Source organism: Lentzea kentuckyensis (genome assembly GCF_002150765.1).
Lineage (GTDB): Bacteria > Actinomycetota > Actinomycetes > Mycobacteriales > Pseudonocardiaceae > Lentzea > Lentzea kentuckyensis.
Map to the genome: position 1 here is coordinate 137,044 of NZ_MUYM01000064.1, position 16,995 is coordinate 154,038.

15 protein-coding genes are annotated in these 16,995 nt (G+C 68.6%); 9 read left to right on the top strand and 6 right to left on the bottom strand.

Annotated features, from left to right (window positions below; translation table 11 throughout):
• Positions 1-13 precede the first annotated feature (13 nt).
• Together B0F77_RS28790 and B0F77_RS28795 are read right to left on the bottom strand one after the other, a co-directional pair.
• Positions 14-3,328, bottom strand: a complete 3,315-nt coding sequence (locus B0F77_RS28790) for a protein kinase domain-containing protein (protein WP_086666129.1) — start codon at positions 3,326-3,328, stop codon at positions 14-16.
• A 7-nt stretch (positions 3,329-3,335) separates the two neighbouring features.
• Positions 3,336-3,968 carry a hypothetical protein gene (locus tag B0F77_RS28795; protein WP_143466948.1) on the bottom strand — a complete coding sequence of 211 codons (633 nt, stop codon included), beginning with the start codon at positions 3,966-3,968 and terminating at the stop codon, positions 3,336-3,338.
• Positions 3,969-4,044: 76 nt separating this feature from the next.
• Here B0F77_RS28795 and B0F77_RS28800 point away from each other — a divergent pair, with 76 nt between their 5' ends.
• The 3 genes from B0F77_RS28800 to B0F77_RS28810 are packed head-to-tail and all read left to right on the top strand — an operon-like array spanning position 4,045 to position 6,671.
• On the top strand, positions 4,045-4,689 hold the full coding sequence (locus B0F77_RS28800; protein WP_086666131.1) for a DUF7019 family protein: 645 nt from the start codon (positions 4,045-4,047) through the stop codon (positions 4,687-4,689).
• Positions 4,690-4,700: 11 nt separating this feature from the next.
• A complete protein-coding gene (locus B0F77_RS28805; protein WP_143466949.1) occupies positions 4,701-5,798 on the top strand; it encodes a protein kinase domain-containing protein in 1,098 nt (365 codons plus the stop codon).
• The gene (locus B0F77_RS28810) at positions 5,799-6,671 is read left to right on the top strand and encodes a hypothetical protein (protein WP_086666133.1); all 873 of its coding nucleotides are present in this window, start codon (positions 5,799-5,801) and stop codon (positions 6,669-6,671) included.
• Between the two features lie 21 nt (positions 6,672-6,692).
• Here B0F77_RS28810 and B0F77_RS28815 read toward each other — a convergent pair whose 3' ends face one another.
• Complete coding sequence (locus B0F77_RS28815; RefSeq protein ID WP_086666134.1) at positions 6,693-10,838, bottom strand: nSTAND1 domain-containing NTPase; 4,146 nt, start codon at positions 10,836-10,838, stop codon at positions 6,693-6,695.
• A gap of 266 nt (positions 10,839-11,104) precedes the next feature.
• Between B0F77_RS28815 and B0F77_RS28820 the strand changes: the two genes are divergently transcribed.
• The gene (locus tag B0F77_RS28820) at positions 11,105-12,178 is read left to right on the top strand and encodes a sensor histidine kinase (RefSeq protein WP_086666135.1); all 1,074 of its coding nucleotides are present in this window, start codon (positions 11,105-11,107) and stop codon (positions 12,176-12,178) included.
• Between the two features lie 15 nt (positions 12,179-12,193).
• Here B0F77_RS28820 and B0F77_RS28825 read toward each other — a convergent pair whose 3' ends face one another.
• Positions 12,194-12,832, bottom strand: coding sequence for a response regulator (locus tag B0F77_RS28825; RefSeq protein WP_342746843.1), 639 nt, complete (start codon positions 12,830-12,832; stop codon positions 12,194-12,196).
• A gap of 421 nt (positions 12,833-13,253) precedes the next feature.
• Here B0F77_RS28825 and B0F77_RS28830 point away from each other — a divergent pair, with 421 nt between their 5' ends.
• The 5 genes from B0F77_RS28830 (at position 13,254) to B0F77_RS48110 (ending at position 15,775) form a co-directional block, all read left to right on the top strand.
• Positions 13,254-13,571: a hypothetical protein gene (locus B0F77_RS28830; protein WP_158102849.1), complete on the top strand. Its 318-nt coding sequence runs from the start codon at positions 13,254-13,256 to the stop codon at positions 13,569-13,571.
• Between the two features lie 363 nt (positions 13,572-13,934).
• Complete coding sequence (locus B0F77_RS28835; protein WP_143466951.1) at positions 13,935-14,267, top strand: hypothetical protein; 333 nt, start codon at positions 13,935-13,937, stop codon at positions 14,265-14,267.
• Positions 14,268-14,340: 73 nt separating this feature from the next.
• Positions 14,341-15,354, top strand: coding sequence for an urease accessory protein UreH domain-containing protein (locus tag B0F77_RS28840; RefSeq protein ID WP_245848769.1), 1,014 nt, complete (start codon positions 14,341-14,343; stop codon positions 15,352-15,354).
• A gap of 35 nt (positions 15,355-15,389) precedes the next feature.
• Entirely contained in the window at positions 15,390-15,584 is a 195-nt protein-coding gene (locus tag B0F77_RS28845) for a heavy-metal-associated domain-containing protein (protein ID WP_281252555.1), read from the top strand.
• A 41-nt stretch (positions 15,585-15,625) separates the two neighbouring features.
• A complete protein-coding gene (locus B0F77_RS48110; protein WP_158102850.1) occupies positions 15,626-15,775 on the top strand; it encodes a hypothetical protein in 150 nt (49 codons plus the stop codon).
• Positions 15,776-15,911: 136 nt separating this feature from the next.
• Here B0F77_RS48110 and B0F77_RS28855 read toward each other — a convergent pair whose 3' ends face one another.
• Together B0F77_RS28855 and cmtR are read right to left on the bottom strand one after the other, a co-directional pair.
• Positions 15,912-16,592: a cation efflux transmembrane domain-containing protein gene (locus B0F77_RS28855; RefSeq protein ID WP_086666142.1), complete on the bottom strand. Its 681-nt coding sequence runs from the start codon at positions 16,590-16,592 to the stop codon at positions 15,912-15,914.
• Positions 16,589-16,933 (bottom strand): Cd(II)/Pb(II)-sensing metalloregulatory transcriptional regulator CmtR, encoded by a 345-nt coding sequence (gene cmtR, locus B0F77_RS28860; RefSeq protein WP_086666143.1) that lies wholly within the window; start codon positions 16,931-16,933, stop codon positions 16,589-16,591. The genes B0F77_RS28855 and cmtR overlap by 4 nt, the downstream gene beginning before the upstream one ends.
• Positions 16,934-16,995 lie beyond the last annotated feature (62 nt).

The following is a 16,995-nucleotide window of genomic DNA, read 5'->3' on the forward strand; positions in this document are numbered from 1 at the left end:
GCTGTCGAGGCCGTCAGGCGCTCTCACCATCGTCGGGCGCGTGCAGGTCCCAGTCGACGTCCCACACCCGAAGCCTGCCGTCCTGGCCGGCGATGAGGATGTGGTTGTCGTCGGGGGTGAAGCAGATGGCGTTCAACCCGCCGTCCAGGTCTTCCAGGCGGCCGAGCGAGTGCCCGGTGGCGACCTCCCAGACGCTGATCGCCTCCGCTGACTCGGTGACCAGGGCGATGCTGCCGTCGGTGCTCGTGCAGACCGAGCTCATGGTCAGGTTGGTGTCGTCGCGGCCGAGATAGCGGACGAAGCGATGGGAGCTGAGCTCACGCACCCGCACGCCTTGGCGGCTGAAGCGCCCGACGGTGAGCAGGAGGCCGTCCGGGGTGATGCTCAGCGAGTGCAGGGACTCGGTTCGGTAGGTCTCCAGGAAGTGCGTGAACCTGCCGGTCGCGAGGTCCCACTGGCGCACCGACTGATCGTTGCGCCCGATGGTCACGCCGAACCGTCCGTCCGGTGTCGTCGCGACGGCGGTCACCGCGCCGGTGTGGCCTTCGAGAACATGCACCAGCCGTCCGGAGTCGAGCTCCCACACACGTACCGCCGTGTCTTCGCCGCCCGTGACGAGGTAACGGCTGTCGGGCGTGGTGCACAGGGCCGGCACTTGGCCGTCGTGGCCTCGCAGCGTGTGTGTGAGTCTGCCGGATCGCCACACCCGCACAGTGCCGTCGACCGCGCCCGCTGCCATGAAGGGACCGCTCGCGCACACCGATAGCAGCCGCTCCGTGTGCCCGGTGAGCGTGGCGACGCGGTTGCCTGCGGAGAGATCCCATACCCAGACCGCGTTGTCCTGGTGGCCGACCGACAACACGTGGCCGTCCTGCGTGGTGCAGACACCGGTGAGGGCGTCGGTCCCGCCGTCCAGGACCGCGCTGAGCCACGCGGTGCGGAACGTGCGCCGTGCCGACGGCAAGCGGCGCCAGGCTTTCATCACCTCGGGTGATCGCTCGTGTCCCGGCAGGTCTCTCGCCTGGCGCACCAGGTCGAGGGCGTGTTCGGGATGCTGTTCCGCGCGTCTGAGCAGGTCGGTCACCTGTTCGGAGACCGCCAGCAGCGCGGCGGCGGCACGGGATCGGGAGAGTTGCAACGGGCTCGGCGTGGTCGGCGTGATGCGCCACAGGCGAACCGCGTCGCGGCCGGCGTGCACCAACGTCTGTTCGTCTGGGGTGAGCAGGACGTTGCTCTCGGAGTCCACCGCGTCGGTGATCGTGCGGAGGCAGCGGCCGGCGGCGAGATCCCAGATCCGCACGGCGCCGGACAACTCCGTGGTCACCGCGAGCCGAGGTGCGTTTCCCGGTAGCGAGACGGACGTGACCACGTTCGCGTGGCCGGTGAGCACCCGCAGGCAGGAGCCGGTGGACAGGTCCCACAGCCTTGCCGTGTGGTCACCGCTGCCGGTCAACGCCAGTTGCCCGTCCGGGGTCACGCGGATCGAGGTGAGCGGGGCGGCGTGGCCGGTGAGCACGTGCTCGCATCGGCCGGTGCCGAGATCCCACACACGTGCCGTGTAGTCGTCAGAGCCGGCGAGGCCGCTGACCGCCGTGACCGCACGGTGTGCTCCGATGTCGATCTCCTGCACGGGGGCCGCATGTCCGGCAAGGGAGAACAACGAGGTTCCGCTGGCCAGATCCCAGACACGCACGACGCCGTCGTTCTGACCGACGAGCGCACGGCGCCCGTCCGGACTCACCCGGATCGTCGACACGTCCGAGCCCAGGCGGAGCTTCCGCGCCGGACGGCGGCTGTCGAGGCGCCACACCCGGACGGTGCGGAAGTCGCGCCGCAGCGGCCGGATCGGGTCGAAGTCGCCGAAGAACCTGGTCATCATCACGAGCCCGGCGTCAGCCGCCAGGTCGAGGTGAAGCGCGTCGGCCATCATCTTCCGCGTGGACCTGGTGTGCACCAACCGGCCGGAGGGCAGGTGCCACAGCGCCACGGTCCAGCCCATGCTCGCGGTGAGCGCGTGCGTTCCGTCGGAGCTGACCGCGATCTTCTCCACCGCTTCGGGATGGCCGGCCAGCACGCGGACGCACTCGCCGGTCGCGACCCGGACCACCCGTACCGCGCCCGCGCTTCCGATCAGGACGAACTCGCCGCTCGGCGTCACACTCAGCGGAGCCGCGTACAGGTGGGGCTCGACGGGGATCGTGAAGTCGGGTGGTGTGTCGCCGCGTTCGGCGTGGACCAGGTCGATCAGGTGCCTGGCGCGCTGTGGATCGGTCGCCTTCAGGTCCGTGAGCACCGCGTCGTCTGGGGTCTTGCCCGCCCGCCAGCGCAGCACGCCGGAGTTGAACGTCGCCTCGGGGTGCTGCGGGTCCGCGATCAGCGCTTCGTCCAGCAGTTGTCCGGCTTCGGCGTCGTGGCCGAGGTCGAGCAACGACAGGGCGCGGTTGTTCAGCTCGTCGGCGAGAGGTACCGCCGATGAGGCCGGCTGCCTGAGATAGGGCCCCACCTCGGACTCGTGCAGATCGACGAGCGCGGCGGCGACCTCGGCCATGGTGGCCGGCCGGTTCGCGGGCTCCCACTCCAGGCAGGACGCCAGCAGCGCGGCCAGTCCACGCTGAACGGCCAAGCCTCCCAAGGCTTCGCCCGCGGCGGGTCCCGCCAGCCAGGTGATCTCCCCGGTCACCATCTGCAGCACGCTCACGGCGAAGCTCCACACGTCGCCACGCGCGTCGGTGACCTCGCCCGCTGCCTGTTCCGGCGACGCGTAGTGCCGGGTGCCTCGATAGGAGCCCGCCGCCGCGCCCGCCAGCCCGAAGTCGGTGACCTTGACCTCGGTGCCGACGAGGATGTTCGCCGGTTTCACGTCGCGGTGCACGACGCCGAGCTCGTGCGCGTGGGCGAGACCCCACGCGGACTGGACGGCGACGTCGAGGATTCGGGCGAGCACTTCCGCGTCCGAACCCGCGTAGAGGCGGCGGTCGTGGATCCAGTCGGCCAGGCTGCCGCCCTCGACGTACTCGGCGACGACACTCGGCACGTCGCCGATCGCGCGCACGTAGTGGCAGTTGCACACGTGCGGGTGCAAGCCGAGATCGACCCAGGTCCTGGCCTCACGCACGAACCTGTCGCGGTCTGCCTGGGCGTGGAACAGCTCTGGTCGTGGTCGTTTGATCGCCACGTCCACGTCCCAGCCCAGATGCCGGGCCCGGTAGACCACGCCCATGCCGCCGCGGTGCACGTCCGTGATCTCGTACTGGTCCGCGACGCGCTCACCGACCTGCCACTCGTCGGCGAGCGGGAAGAGGTGATCGTCGAGGGTGTGCTCGTCCACGGGCGGCTCAGGTCGCGTCGAGATGGGCCTGGTGGCAGGCCAGCGACAGCAACGACGGCACGAACCCCTCCTCCTCAGGCGGCATCGGCCAGTGCGGGACGCGGGTGTCGAGGCTGAACAGCACCGCGAACGAGCAGCCCGCGCGGAACACGTCGGGTGCGCTGTTCCAGTCCCGTTCCCCACTCCGCGCGATCACCCGCATGTCCTCCCGAAGTGCTCTCAGCGCGCGCAACACCCGATATCGCTCGATGCGCAGCATGCCGAGACCGTCCGCCTTCAGGCCTTTGCGCACCATGGCCGCCATCTCACTCCACCGCGCCCAGGGCCGGGGTTCGGCGATGCGGGCGACCTGGGCGCCACCGAAGACCACGTCGAGCAGGCGTTGCTCGTCGGCGTCGGGATCGTCGAGCGGATCCGGATGCCGGGTGGCCAGCAGGCCTTTCGCGCCGACGTGCGTGTGGCCGTACGAGAACCACAGATGACGGCGCATCGCCAGGTCGACGAGCTGCGCGGCGCACACCCGGCTGAACTTCGCCTGCGGCTCCGGCTCCGGATCCATCGCCGGCAGCAGGATCGCCCCTGCCCGCAGGAGGTTCTTCACTTCCTGCCGCACTTCGCTGATCGCTGTCGGATTGGTCATCAACGACATGATGACGTGAACATCCGACCGATGGGTGGACATTGGTGAGACGATCACATCGGGTCAAGGGGGTTGGATGTCGTTCCAGTACTTCGTCTACATCAGTGACAGCAAGGTCGACATGTTGCTGCAGCAGATCGACCTCGGCGCGACGCGCAAGCGCACGTCCGAGGTCGCCGTCGACCTGAAGTTCCTCAAGGGCAAACGCGGTGCCGAGTCCGTGGTGGGCGCGGACCGCACGGCCCGGCTGGAGCGCGTCGTCCGCCACCTGACCGACTTCGGTGACCTGGGCACGGTGGACGAGCCAGGACAGTTCTTCTGGGGCATGCTGCCGCTGACGTGGGGCCCGCTGGTGGGCGCGGACGGCCTCTCCCTCGTGTACTTCGGCGGCCGCACCGAGGAGACCGTGCTCGGTCTCGGCGGCTCACGTGCGCACGTCTTCGGGGCACCACCGGCCGGCGACCAGGATCCGCTGATAAGCCGTTCGATGCTGCCGTCACTCCTGGACGGGATCGTGAAGGCGCCGGAGGTGGCGGCTGTGCTCACCGACGAGTACGACGGTGACGCCGAAGCCGTCGAGGCGGTGCGCCGCACGACGGTCGATCTCCGTGGACCCGCGCAGAACATGGAGTTCGTCGCCAAGCGGCTTCTGCACGGCAAGAGCGCTGACGGCGACACCGTGCTGCTGGGATCACCGTTGTACGTGGCGCTCGTGGACTGACGTTGCGCTGGATGATCCACCTCGTGGTCGACGGTGGCGCCGGCCACGTCCACCTCGCGGCCCAGTCCGTCACGGCGGGCCGCGGTGAGACGTGCGCGGTGCGGGTGAGCGACCCGAAGGTGTCCCGCGAACACTGCCGCTTCACGGTCGACCCGCCGCGGGTCCGCGTGCTAGATCTGGGCAGCCGCAACGGAACCCGCGTCAACGGTGTCCTCGTCGACGAACGCGAACTGGCCGACGGCGACGAGGTCCGCCTGGGCTCGACGACGGTGCGCGTGGTCGTGGCACCTGCCGAGTTCGCCGGCTACGCACTTGAACGCGAGCTCGGCCGAGGTGCTCAGGGCGTGGTGTTCCTGGCCCATCGCGACGACGAACCCGTGGCGCTCAAGGTGTTGCACGACATCAGGCCGGACGCGGCGGCACTCTTCCTGCGCGAGGTGGCGACCGCACGAGCGTTGCGGCACCCGAACATCGTCGAGCTGCGTGACGCAGGCACCGATCCGGCGCCGTACCTGGTGAGCACCTACTGCGCGGGCGGCAGTGTCGGCAGGCTGCCCGCGGGAGAGGCGGTGCGCGTCACCCTCGACGTCCTGGCCGGACTGGCGCACGCACATGCCGCGGAGGTTCCCGAAGTGCGGCTCGCGGACGGCACCACCCGGTCCACGCGCGGCGTAGTGCACCGGGATGTCAAGCCGCAGAACGTCCTGATCGCCGACGGCGTCGCCCGCCTCGCGGACTTCGGGCTGGCCAAGGCCTACGAGCTCGCCGGCCTGTCCGGGCTCACCCACACCGGGGCACAGGGCGGCAGCCTGGGATTCATGCCCCGCGCGCAGGTGCTGAACTTCCGCCACGCGCCGCCGTCGGTCGACGTGTGGGCCGCCGCGGCGACCCTGTACTGGATGCTGACCGGCTCCACCCCGCGCGACTTCCCGGCCGGTGCCGATCCGGTCGCCGTGGTGCTGCGCGAGTCCGCCGTGCCGGTCCGTGCCCGTGAACCCGCGGTGCCGGCCCGCCTCGCCACGGCGGTCGACGAAGTGCTGGCAGACCAGCGTTCCGTGTCGGCAGAGGAATTCCGGGAGATGTTGATCGTGGCCGGGGGAGACGACTAGATGACCGCGCGCAAAGACCAGAAGAAGCCCACGGAGCCGCTGCTGAACGCCCTGACCAGAGCGGGCATCGGCGGTTTCCCCATCGAGATCTGGCTTGCCACGGCGACCGCGATGGCTCCGGCCGGCGTGCGCTACCAGGCCGCCGATGCCGAGGCGCTGTGCCGCGCGCGGCCGAACGACGTGTCCGTGCACAAGACCCGGGAGGGCAAGCGCTATCAGTTACCGGTGGGCGCCGACAGGGCCGCCCTGTCCAAGCCGTCGGCCGCGGTCGAGGACGCCATCGCCGCCGCGCTCATCGCCCTGCTGGACAAGCCGGCGAGCGATCCGGGCGTCCAGCGCTACCTGGAGCGGTGCCTGCCGGCCCAGTGCGCCGACGGCACCGGCGCCGGCATCGACGCGCTCCGTGCGAGGGCGTCGATGCCGGGCAACGACCTGTTGCTGGCCGACGCGCTCGATCGCCGCGCGACCCGGCTGCCGTCGGCCCAGAAGGTGATCATGCGCCAGGAATCCGTCACCTTGTACGCCGCGGCGGGACGGCACGCCAAGTCGGCAGAGGTCCGCGGCGTGTTGTCCGGCGACCTGGCCGCCGCGGGTGATCTCGCCGGGGCGATCGAAGAGATGCGGTTGGCTGGAGCGGACTACCAACTGGCCGCGATGAGCGACCCGTTCTACCTGAGGTTCGTCGCGGTGGTACAGCTCAACCTGGGACGTCTCCACATCAGGGCCGGCCGTCGTCGTGACGCTCGTGCCGCGACCAAGAAGGCGGTCAAGCTGTTCGAGTCGATCGCCGCACGGGACCACCGGTTCGCCGACGAGGTGCGACTCGCCAGGCGGCAGCTCAAGCAGCTGGGCTGGTGGGGCTCCGTCAGCTGAGCACGCGACGACGCACGACCCTCACCCCTCACACCGCGGGGCTTGGCCGGGATCGCGGCCGACGGCCTTCCAGGCGTCGGCGACGGATTGCTGGCCGCCCAGGATCGAGCAGACCTGGGACTTGACGCTGGCGGGATCGGGATTCCAGATGCCGACGACGTTGTTCAGACCCGCCGTGGCGATCAGTCCCGTGCCGGGCTGCACGGCGATCCCGTCGAACGAGCCGGAGCCCCGTACCGCGGCCAGCGGCGTCCGGCTCGGCACGTCCCACAGCCGCAGCACCAGGTCGTAGTCGCTGACCGAGGCGAGCGTGCGGCCGTCCGGCAGGAACGCGACCCCGCGGACCACGCCGTTGTGCCCGGTCAGCTGGGCACCGATCTGCTTGCGGGTGGCGACGTCCCAGAGCCGGACGGTGCGGTCGCTGCCGCCACTGGCGAGCATCGTGCCGTCCTTGGTGAACGCCAAGCTGACCGCCCCGTCCTGGTGGCCCACCAGTTCACCGGCCCGTTCCCCGGTACGGGCCTGGCGGAACTCGATCGATCCGTTGGTGAGCGGCACGGCGAACATGGTGCTGTCCGGCGAGAACACGGCCCGGCCACTGGGATACGGGTCGACCGCCGCGTTCGTCACGCGATAGGAGTTGGTGACGAGCACATCTCCGGACGCCACGTTCCACTGGCGCACGATGTACTCCAAGGGCGGCTTGGTCTCTGTCGACGAGAACGTCGAGAGCGGTGTGCCCCCGATCGCGGCAAGTGTGTTGCCGTCCGGGCTGAAGGTCACGTAGTAGGCCGATTGCCCGGAGTCGAGCGGGAACGTGCGGACGAGCGTTCCCGTTTTGACACTCCACAGCCGCACCGCCCCGTCCTGACTGGTGACCAGGGTGCTGCTGTCCGGGCTGAACGACAACGAAACGAAGCTGCCGTCTCCGACGGTGAGCACGCGAACCTGCTCGCGCCGTTCGGGGTCCCACAACGTCACCGTCCGGCCGCTGCTGGACGCCAGCACGCGTCCGTCCGGGCTGAACGCCACGGCGTGCACGGGGGCAGGCTGGTCGAGGAAGGTGGCCCGCACCTTCCACAGGATTCCTGCCCCGTCGAGGCCGCCGCTGAGCAGCGTGTTGCCGTCACGGCTGAACGCCACCCCGGTGACGGACTGGGTGTGCCCGACGTTGGTGCGGACGACGGCGCCGTCGGCGACCCGCCACCACTGGATGGCCTTGCTCCTGTTCATCCCTGCCACGACGTGCCTGCCGTCCGGGCTGAACAACGCCTTTCTGCTGAACTCGACGACACCCGGCCACGGCGCACTCAGCACCGGAACGGCCGCGGGACGGCGCTCCGCGACGTTCCACAGCCGCACTGTGCCGTCCTCGCTGCTGCTCACCAGTGTGGTGCCGTCACGACTGAAGTCCACGCCGAAGACGGCCTTCGTGTGTCCACTGAGGACGGCGGTCTCCTTGCCGGTCGCCGTCTCCCACAGGTGGACGCCGCCATCGGTCCCGGCGGCCGCGATCAGTGAGCCGTCGTGGCTCAACGCGATGTCGAAGATCCCCGGTGTTCCCTGGTAGGTGCGGATCGGACGCGCCGTGGCCAGGTCCCACTGCACGATGCGCGAGCCCCACGCGGTGACGAGAGACGAGCCGTCGGAACTGAAAGCCACGCTGGACGCGGAACCGGGCAGGCTGCGAACGAGTTTGTGCGTGCGCACGTCCCAGAGCCGGAGTCGTTGTTCGGGTTGCTTGCTGTCGTTGGAGGTCACGAGGGTGCGCCCGTCGGGGCTGAACGCGACGCTGGGATAGTTCCCGTCGGGGCCGGTGAGCTGCGCGACCTGCCGGTGCGCGGCTGTGTCCCACAAGGTCACCGTGCCGACGCTGGTGGCCAGCGCCGCGAGAGTGCCGTCCGGTGCCAGCGCGACGTGCCACAACCGGTCGCTGACCGGACCGAGCGTGCCCAGGTACGGCTCGGTCTGGGTCCTCAGGAAGGCGCCGCGTGACTCCTCGGTGGGTGCCGCGCTCCAGGCAGCCGCGGCCAGCAGCAGCGACCGGCGAGGGTCGGTGTCGCTCGCGGACAGGGACCCTGCCGCGTACTCGCGGGATGCCGCGATCGCCTGCTGTGCCAACGCCTGCGACCGTTGCGAGTCGGCGACCTGCTGCTGCCACACCGCGATCACGCCGGCGACGAGCGTGATCACCGTCAGGGTCGCGAGCCCGGCGACCAGGCGTCGCAACCGCCGGTTGGTTCGCCGGATGAACTCCCGGTCCGCCTCCTCCGCCGCGACGCTCGCCTCGACGAACTCGCGCTCGACCGGGCTGAGGCCCGCGCTGCGATCGTCCCGTTCGGCCAGCCAGGCACGAAGGTCCGCCAGTTGTGCGCCCCGGTAGAGGCTGCCGGCGTCCTTGTGCAGGGACAGCCAGGTCTGCGTGGCGTCGGTGAGCCGCCGGTGCACGAGCAGACCCGCCCGGTCGGCGTCGAGCCACTCGGCCAGCCGCGGCCAGGCACGGATCAGGGCTTCGTGCGCGATCTCGACGGTGTCCGCGGCGACCGTGACCAACCGGGTGATCACGAGCCGGTTCAACACCGTCACCGCGTTGTCGTCCCCGTCGGTCAACGCGCTTTTGGGGACCTGACGGCGGGTGTCCTCGACACCGTCACCCACGGCCACGAGACGCAGCAGGAGCTTGCGAGTCGTCAACTGCTCGGGTTCGGACATCGCGGTGAACATCATCTCCGCCGCCGTGGCGACCGCGCCCCGCACACCACCCGCTTCCTGATAGCTCGCCAGGGTCATCGTGTGGCCACGGCGTTTCGTCCACGTCGCCTGCAGGGCGTACCCGAGCAGCGGCAGGGCACCCGGCTGGTAACCGGTCCTGTCCGCCAGATCGCCGACCACGAGGTCGGCCAGCCCCGAATCCAACGTGATCCCGACCGCCTCCGCGGGCCGTTCCACCGCGCTGCGCAGCTCCGCCGTGCTCATCGGACCGACCAGGAACTGGTTGTCCTGCAAGATCGTCGCCAGGCCCGGCTCGTCAGCACAGGACGGGAAGAAGTCCGCGCGCAGTCCCAGCACCACCAGGGCGGCCGGCGTGGTGTCGTCGTTCTCCACCCGATCCGCCGCGGCCCGCAACGCGGCGATGAACGCGGCACGTTCCTCGCCGTCCTGGCACAGCGTGAAGATCTCCTCGAACTGATCGACGATCACCACGACGCAGCCGGGATCACCGTCCGGGTCACGTTTCCGGGCCTCAGCCAGCGCGGCCTGGCGCACCAGGACGGCGAACCGCGCCGGATCCGCGCGCACGTCGTCCACTGCGGCGCCCGCGGGAATGCCACCCAGCAACGCGATCCGCGTGACCAGCTCCGTGAACGGGCGCGCGCCAGGCCGCAACTGCACGTACGGCCAGTTCTCCGAGCCGGGGACCGGGACGTCACCGTTCACCAGCGCCGGCACGAGACCGGCGCGCAGCAGTGAGGACTTCCCCGCCCCGGACACGCCGACCACGAACAACGGAGTCCCGCCCGCCCTCACGACGGCGAGCCTGCGAACCAGTCGCGCGGTCAGCTCCTCACGTCCGAAGAACCACCGGGTCTGGCTCGCCGTGAACGCGGACAGGCCGGGATAGGGGCACTCGCCCGGCGCCGGCGGTGGGATCTCCTCGGCGTCCTCGCCCGAAGCCGCCTCCTGGTACACCGCCCGGTGCGCGTCCACCTGCCGGCGGAGTTGCATGAGTTCGACGGCCATCCGCTCGGTGACGTCGGTGTGCGCCTGCTGGGCGATCTGCTGTTCGGAAAGTCGTTGCTCCACCAGCGAGAGCAGCGCGACCGCCTCTTCGAGCACCCACGGCTCGCTCGGCGCGTCCTCGGCGGCGTCGACGGCCCCGCTGATCGCGGCATCCAGGTTGCCGGGGCTCTCGATGGCCAGTCGCACGAGCTGATCGGCCAGTTCCTCGCGGCGCCGCGGAGTCTGCTCGTCCGGTTCGTACTGGTTCTCGGTGAGGTAGTTGCTGCCGGCGCTGTCCAGCAGCAAACGCAGCCGGCGGGGGACGTGGACGTGGATGTCCCGAGCCTGCAGGACCGAACCACCGACCTGGCCGGACACCACGTTCCGCGTGCCCGCGAACGTCTCGCCGCCAGTCGCCTCATCGGCTTCGTCCGCTCGATCGCTCACGATTCCCCCGGCAAGCGCATCCCACCCCGAACGTCAACACTAACGCGGCGTCAAGGCGTTCGACCGCGGCCTGTCAGGTCTGGTCGGCTCACCACTTCCGGCCGGCACGGTAGTTCTTGGTCCAGTAGGAAATCCCGACCTCGCCCAGAACTAGGAAGCGCTTGCTAATTGCGCGTCCGCTAATGCGCCATCTCCACCCCTGGGTGGAGGGTGAATGCTGCGTATGGTGGTCCCTGGATCGCTTGGCCCACAGGTAGGCTTGCCAGATGGAGCGCAGGCCTCGCCTATGGCGCAGCGTGCGAGGCGGCTTTCTTCTCGCCTACCTGATCTGGGGATTGGCGATATCGCTGGCGGCCTCAAGTAGAACATTGGGTGCTCCGGCGATCACAATCGCGTTTCTCATCGCGTTCGGATGCTTTTACTTGTTGCTGCGCGGTGCTGTGGGAGCCCCATTCCTGCTCGGCTGCGCACTGATCGCCGGGACGGTAGCGGAATCAGGCGAATCCGCTCTCGGGACGATCCTGGTTCTGGTGATGCTGGTCGCACCATTTCAATTGCCCTGGAGGCGTGCCGCGCTGGTGGCCGGGCCGATCGTCGGCTTCATGGCGGTTACCCACAGCCTGACGCCACTCCAGGCGATCTTCCTGGGATGGGTGTTCCTGATGTCCACATTGGTGCGTGGGAAAGTAACCCTGGCGCGTGATCAGTGGGCCGAGAAGGAACGATCCGATCAGGCGGTGATCGACGAGCGGCGGCGCTTGGCCCGGGAGATCCACGATGTGCTGGCGCACTCCCTGTCAGGGCAGATCGCACACCTGGAGGCAACACGTTTGCTGTTGCAGCAAAAAGGTGACACGGAGCTGGTGCTGGACCGAGTGGTCATGGCCGGTGAGCTGGCGCGGCGCGGGCTGGAAGAGGCGCGACAGGCGGTGGAGATACTGCGTGGCTCGCAAGAACCGCTGATCGTGCGATTGGAGAAGCTGGTCACCGAGTTCCATGAGGCGACAGGAACGCCGTGTTCCTTGATTCTGCAAGACTCCCATGAGGTGCGGTTGGCGCCGGAGGTCGCGTTGGCTTTGGTGCGAACCGCTCAGGAAGCGCTGAGCAACGTGCGCAAGCACGCACCTGATGCTGAAGTGTCCATGACATTCACTCTCAACGACGGTTGGGCCGAGTTGGAAGTCCGCGACACTGGCTCGCCTGACTGCCAACATGATGCGAAGGCGAGGCACGGGTACGGCCTGCTGGGTCTGCACGAGCGTGCCGAGCTGGTTGGTGGTGAACTGGAAGCTGGTCCGGACGGAGCCGGGTTCCGCGTGCGATTGCGAGTACCCGCGTGAGCGCTGCGGGCTGTTTTACGGAACCGACAGCGACGGCACGACGGCCACACCGTGCTGGAAGGCGTAGGTGACCGCTTGAGCGCGGTCGCGCACACCGATCTTGGCGAAGAGGTTGTTGATGTGGGTTTTCACGGTCGCCTCGGTGATGAAGAGCTGCTGTGCGATCTCGTTGTTGGACTTGCCGTGCGCGATCAACCGCAACACGTCAACCTCACGGGGTGTGAGCCGGTTCGCAGGCGGCCGCTGATCACGGTCACTGATCGCCATAGCGACCAGGCGCTGCTGCACGATCGGATCGAAGTGCGTATCACCGCGCAGGACATTGGCAATCGCCTCGGCGATCTCAGCCGCGTGCGCGTTCTTGGTGAGATAGCCATGCGCCCCCACCCGCAGAGCGGCCGCCACGGACTCGCCGTCGCAGTAGGTCGTGAGCACTAGGATCTTGGTGCGCGGAATTTCCGCGAGAATATGCCGCGTGGCTTCGACGCCGTCCATATGCGGCATCCGCAGATCCATCAGCACGACATCCGGGCTGGCCTCCACCGCAAGCCGCACCGCCTCCTCGCCACCAGCCGCGGCACCGACGACGTCGATACCGGGCAGAAGGCTCAGGATGAGCGTCAGTCCCTCGCGCACGACCGTCTGATCGTCCACGACGAGGACACGCGCCGTGCTAGCGGCACTCATGCGCGCACCCGCAGCAACGCCCGGAATCCCACGTAGGCGACAGCCAACGCGGCGACCATGCAGCGCGACAGGCGATGCCTGCGATCCATTCAGCCACTGTATCGCCGAGCAGACCGGCATCGGCACCACCAGACGCCGCAGCTTTCTCCACCCCTGGGCGGAGAAAGAATCTCCATCTCCGCTGCGGTGACCAACCAAGTCCAGGGGCGCCAGGATCACTATCGCGACCAAGCCTGTCCGCAGGCCTGTGTCCCCAATCGTATGTGTTCGCTGATGGCGGTCTGGGGGTGTCATCAGAGCACGCCATTGGAAGGTGCTGCGGACGGTACGTAGTAAGCAAGTTGCAAATTCCACTCAAGGGGGAAGTATTTTGAAGCCAAAATTGTTTGTGCAATCCACGCTCGCGCTTCTGGCAGCGGCCGGCGTCACAATCAGTGTCTCCGCAGTGGCTCAGGCCGTGCCGGGTGCTGAGTTCAGCGTGGCCGCCGAACGGCCGTGCGGCGCGAGCAAACAGCGTCACTTTCCCGACATCACGACCTGGGACATCTACTACCGGCACTGCACCAGCGGCAGTGACTCGGTTCACGTCCGCGCGGTCATCGACTGGGGATCTGATGGCGACTGCAAAGAGGTGACCGCCAACGAGACCAGGAAGATCGCCGAATACACCAACCCGTCGGAGTTCAGCCACATCCGACGGTGCTGACGAGAGACGCGCTGTTCCTCCCAAACGTGGTCTACGGGTGCTGAACAGGCAAACATGCTGATGGGGCCGCCTTCGGAAGATGTCCCGAAGGCGGCCCCGTCGCGGCCTGTCAGGTCTGGTCGGTCCACCACTTCTGGCCGGCCTCACCGAGCTTGGAGATCGGGTCGTAGTAGGGGCAGCGGCGGTCCAGCGCCTCGGGTCCTCGAGCTCGATCCCGGTCCGGTAGTTCTTGGACGAGCAGGAGATCGAGCGGAAGAAGCCGGAGCCTGGTCTCGACAGGTTTGGTCGGAGGACCTGACAGGCGGTTGACACGGTCTTCGTAGGATCCCGCTCATGATGGGCGTCGGCATGCGAGGTGAGCGAGTGGGTCTCGCGCGCCTTGTTGTCGTTGTCGTGCTCGCGGGCTTGGCGTTCATGGTCGGCGTGCAGTGCAGCGACGGCATGAGTACCGCGATGCCGATGGTGCAGAGCACGATGGCGACGCCGATGGACGGCCACGCGCCCGACACGGGCACGGGCGAATCGCTGGCCATGTGCCTCGTGCTCGTCATCGCGGTCGCGGCCACCGCTGTCGTCCTGGAGTTGCCGGCCGTACGAGCGTTGCTTGCGGCACATGTGCCCAGCTCAGCGGTCTGGTCGGAGAGCGCTCAGCCGCGCGCGCCCAGCCTGGCGAGGCTCTGTTCGCTGCGGATTTAGGAGAGGTCTGTCCGCACCGCGGTCGTCGCGGTGCTGGATCAGCGTTCCCTTTCCTTTCTCCGCAGGAGTTTTCGTGAACCTTGTTCCTGTCCTCGTCACCGGTCTGTTCGCCGGTGGTGTGTCCTGTGCCGCTGTCCAAGGCGGCTTGCTCACCGGGCTGATCACCCGCCAACGCGCGGGATCCGAGCCGGCGCGAAGCTGGCGGGACCAGCTCGGCGACGACCTGGCCCCGGTCGGCGGCTTCCTCGCGGGCAAGCTCGCGTCCCACTCGCTGCTCGGGGCGTTGCTCGGCGCGTTGGGTGGTGCGGTCGAGCTGGGGGTCGGCTTTCGCACGTGGCTGCAGATCGGCGCCGGGCTGCTGATCGTGGTCTTCGGCTTGGCACAGCTCGGTGTGCCAGGCTTTCGGCGCATCGTGGTGGAGCCACCGACCTCGTGGCTCAGGGTGGTCCGCAACCGCGCGCGTTCCCGTTCGGCCTTGGCTCCGGCGGTGCTGGGGTTCGTCACCGTGCTGATCCCGTGCGGCGTCACGCTGTCGGTGGAGGCACTCGCCCTCACCTCAGGTTCGGCGCTGATGGGTGCGGCGACGATGGCGGTGTTCGTGCTGGGAACCGGTCCGCTCTTCGCGGTGCTCGGTTACGCGGCCCGCAAGCTCGCCACTGCCTGGAGGGGACGGCTCGGCGTGGTGACCGGCCTCGCGGTCCTCGTCATGGGTCTCCACACGCTCAACGGAGGCCTGGAGCTGGCGGGGGCCCCTTTTGCTGCGAGCCGGATCGTGGAGGCGTCCGCGGATGCTCCCGTCGACACCACGGCCGTCACCGTCGCGAATGGACAGCAGACGGTGGTGATCACCGCTCGCACCGATGCCTACAGCCCGGGCAACGTGCAGGCGCAGTCGGGCCTGCCCACGACACTGGTGGTGAAGTCGGACAAGGCGCAGGGCTGTGTTCGAGCGTTCGTGATCCGCGATCAGGAGAAGATCCTGCCCGCGGACGGCGAGACGCGGATCGACCTCGGCGTACTGCAGCCTGGGCGGCTGGACTACGCGTGCGGCATGGGCATGTACACCGGCGTCATCACGATCGTCTGAGGGAGGAGTCCGCTGTGGCCACACAGGTGTTTCAGGTGACAGGTATGCATTGCGGCAGCTGTGCGTTGCTCATCGACGACGCACTCGAAGACCTGCCCGGGGTGCTCAGCACGCAGACGACGGTGAAGAAGGGACTCTCCACCGTCGAGCTGGACCTCGAACGAAGCAGCCCCGAGGACGTGGTGCGCGTCATCGAGGAGCTCGGATATCAGGCTTTGCCGGTCTCGTGATCGCTGACCTGGAGCGCGTGCCCGGCGGAGGCAGAGTGCGAGTGAGTCTCGTGCGTGTCTTCGCCGTGCTCGCGCTCGTGGTTGGCGTGGCGTTGCTGCAAGGCACGCCGTGCGAGCGCGACGTCGCGTGGACGTCGCAGTGCTCGACCGTCAGCGCGCAGGCGTTCGGCGTCCCGGACTGTTCCTCGTGAACGTGGTGAGGGCGCGCCTCTGCGGGAACTGGCGACCGATCGGCGCCCGTTCTTTATCAATGGCACCGAGTTTTGAGGCGTGCCCAGCTACGAGGGCCTGAAGGCAGCGATCGAGCGGGAACTGGCCAAGTGAGTTTCAGCAGCAGTGCTCGCCGCGCCACGCTTCGCGGCCTTCCTTCACCGCGACCGCGGCGATCACCAGCGCGGCGAGCGGGTCGGCCCACCACCAGCCGAACAAGCTGTTGACCACCAGGCCGACCAGCAGCACGGCGGAAAGGTAGGTGCACAGCAACGTCTGCTTGGAGTCCGCGACGGCGCTCGCGGAACCGAGTTCGCGTCCAGCACGCCGTTGCGCGTAGGACAGGCCCGGCATCACGGCCAGGGACACGGCGGCGAGCACGATGCCCACGGTGGAGTGCTCGGCCCGTTCCTGTCCCAGGACCGCGAGAACGGACTCGAACGTCACGTAGGCGGCCAGTGCGAAGAACGACACCGCGATGACCTTGAGCGCGGTGCGTTCGCGTGCTTCGGGGTCGCGGCCGGAGAACTGCCACGCCACGGCGAGCGCCGATGCCACCTCGATCACCGAGTCGAGGCCGAAGCCGATCAGCGCGGTCGACGAGGCGATCGTGCCCGCGCTGATCGCGATGATCGCCTCGACGACGTTGTAAGTGATGGTCGCGGCCACCAGCCAGCGCACGCGCCGGGTCAGCACCTCCTTGCGTGCGGGGGCGACGGTGGGCTTCGCGGGCTTTGCGCAGCAGCCGTCAGCACAGCTCGATGTGGCGAGGGGCAGTGCTTCCAGATGCTCGCTCATCGTGTGACCGCCTCGGTGCTCACCGGGTCGTCCACGCACGCAACGTCCGTGTCGACCGCGAGCACGACATCGACCAGCTCCCGCAACGCGCGGGCGAGGTGCGCGTCGGCCAGGTCGTAGCGCACCTGCCGGCCTTCGTAGGTCGCGACGACCAGCCCACAGCCGCGCAGGCACGACAGGTGGTTCGAGACGTTCGACCTGGTCAGTTCCAGCTGTTCAGCGAGCTGCGCGGGGTATCCGGGGCCGTCGAGCAGGGAGACGAGGATCCGGCAGCGGGTCGGATCGGCCAGGGCACGCCCCAGCCGGGCCAGCGCCGCTCCACGCGTTTCACAGGTCAGCATGGACGGAACAGTACAGCAGCTGCTGTAGTACAGCTACTGCTGAATAGTTCTCTCTGGCGCAT

Excerpts from the sequence above, each read along its gene's own strand:
- B0F77_RS28795 (WP_143466948.1), bottom strand. The coding sequence starts at position 3,968 with ATGACCAATCCGACAGCGATCAGCGAAGTGCGGCAGGAAGTGAAGAAC.
- B0F77_RS28800 (WP_086666131.1), top strand. The coding sequence starts at position 4,045 with ATGTCGTTCCAGTACTTCGTCTACATCAGTGACAGCAAGGTCGACATG.
- B0F77_RS28805 (WP_143466949.1), top strand. The coding sequence starts at position 4,701 with ATGATCCACCTCGTGGTCGACGGTGGCGCCGGCCACGTCCACCTCGCG.
- B0F77_RS28810 (WP_086666133.1), top strand. The coding sequence starts at position 5,799 with ATGACCGCGCGCAAAGACCAGAAGAAGCCCACGGAGCCGCTGCTGAAC.
- B0F77_RS28820 (WP_086666135.1), top strand. The coding sequence starts at position 11,105 with ATGGAGCGCAGGCCTCGCCTATGGCGCAGCGTGCGAGGCGGCTTTCTT.
- B0F77_RS28855 (WP_086666142.1), bottom strand. The coding sequence starts at position 16,592 with ATGAGCGAGCATCTGGAAGCACTGCCCCTCGCCACATCGAGCTGTGCT.
- cmtR (WP_086666143.1), bottom strand. The coding sequence starts at position 16,933 with ATGCTGACCTGTGAAACGCGTGGAGCGGCGCTGGCCCGGCTGGGGCGT.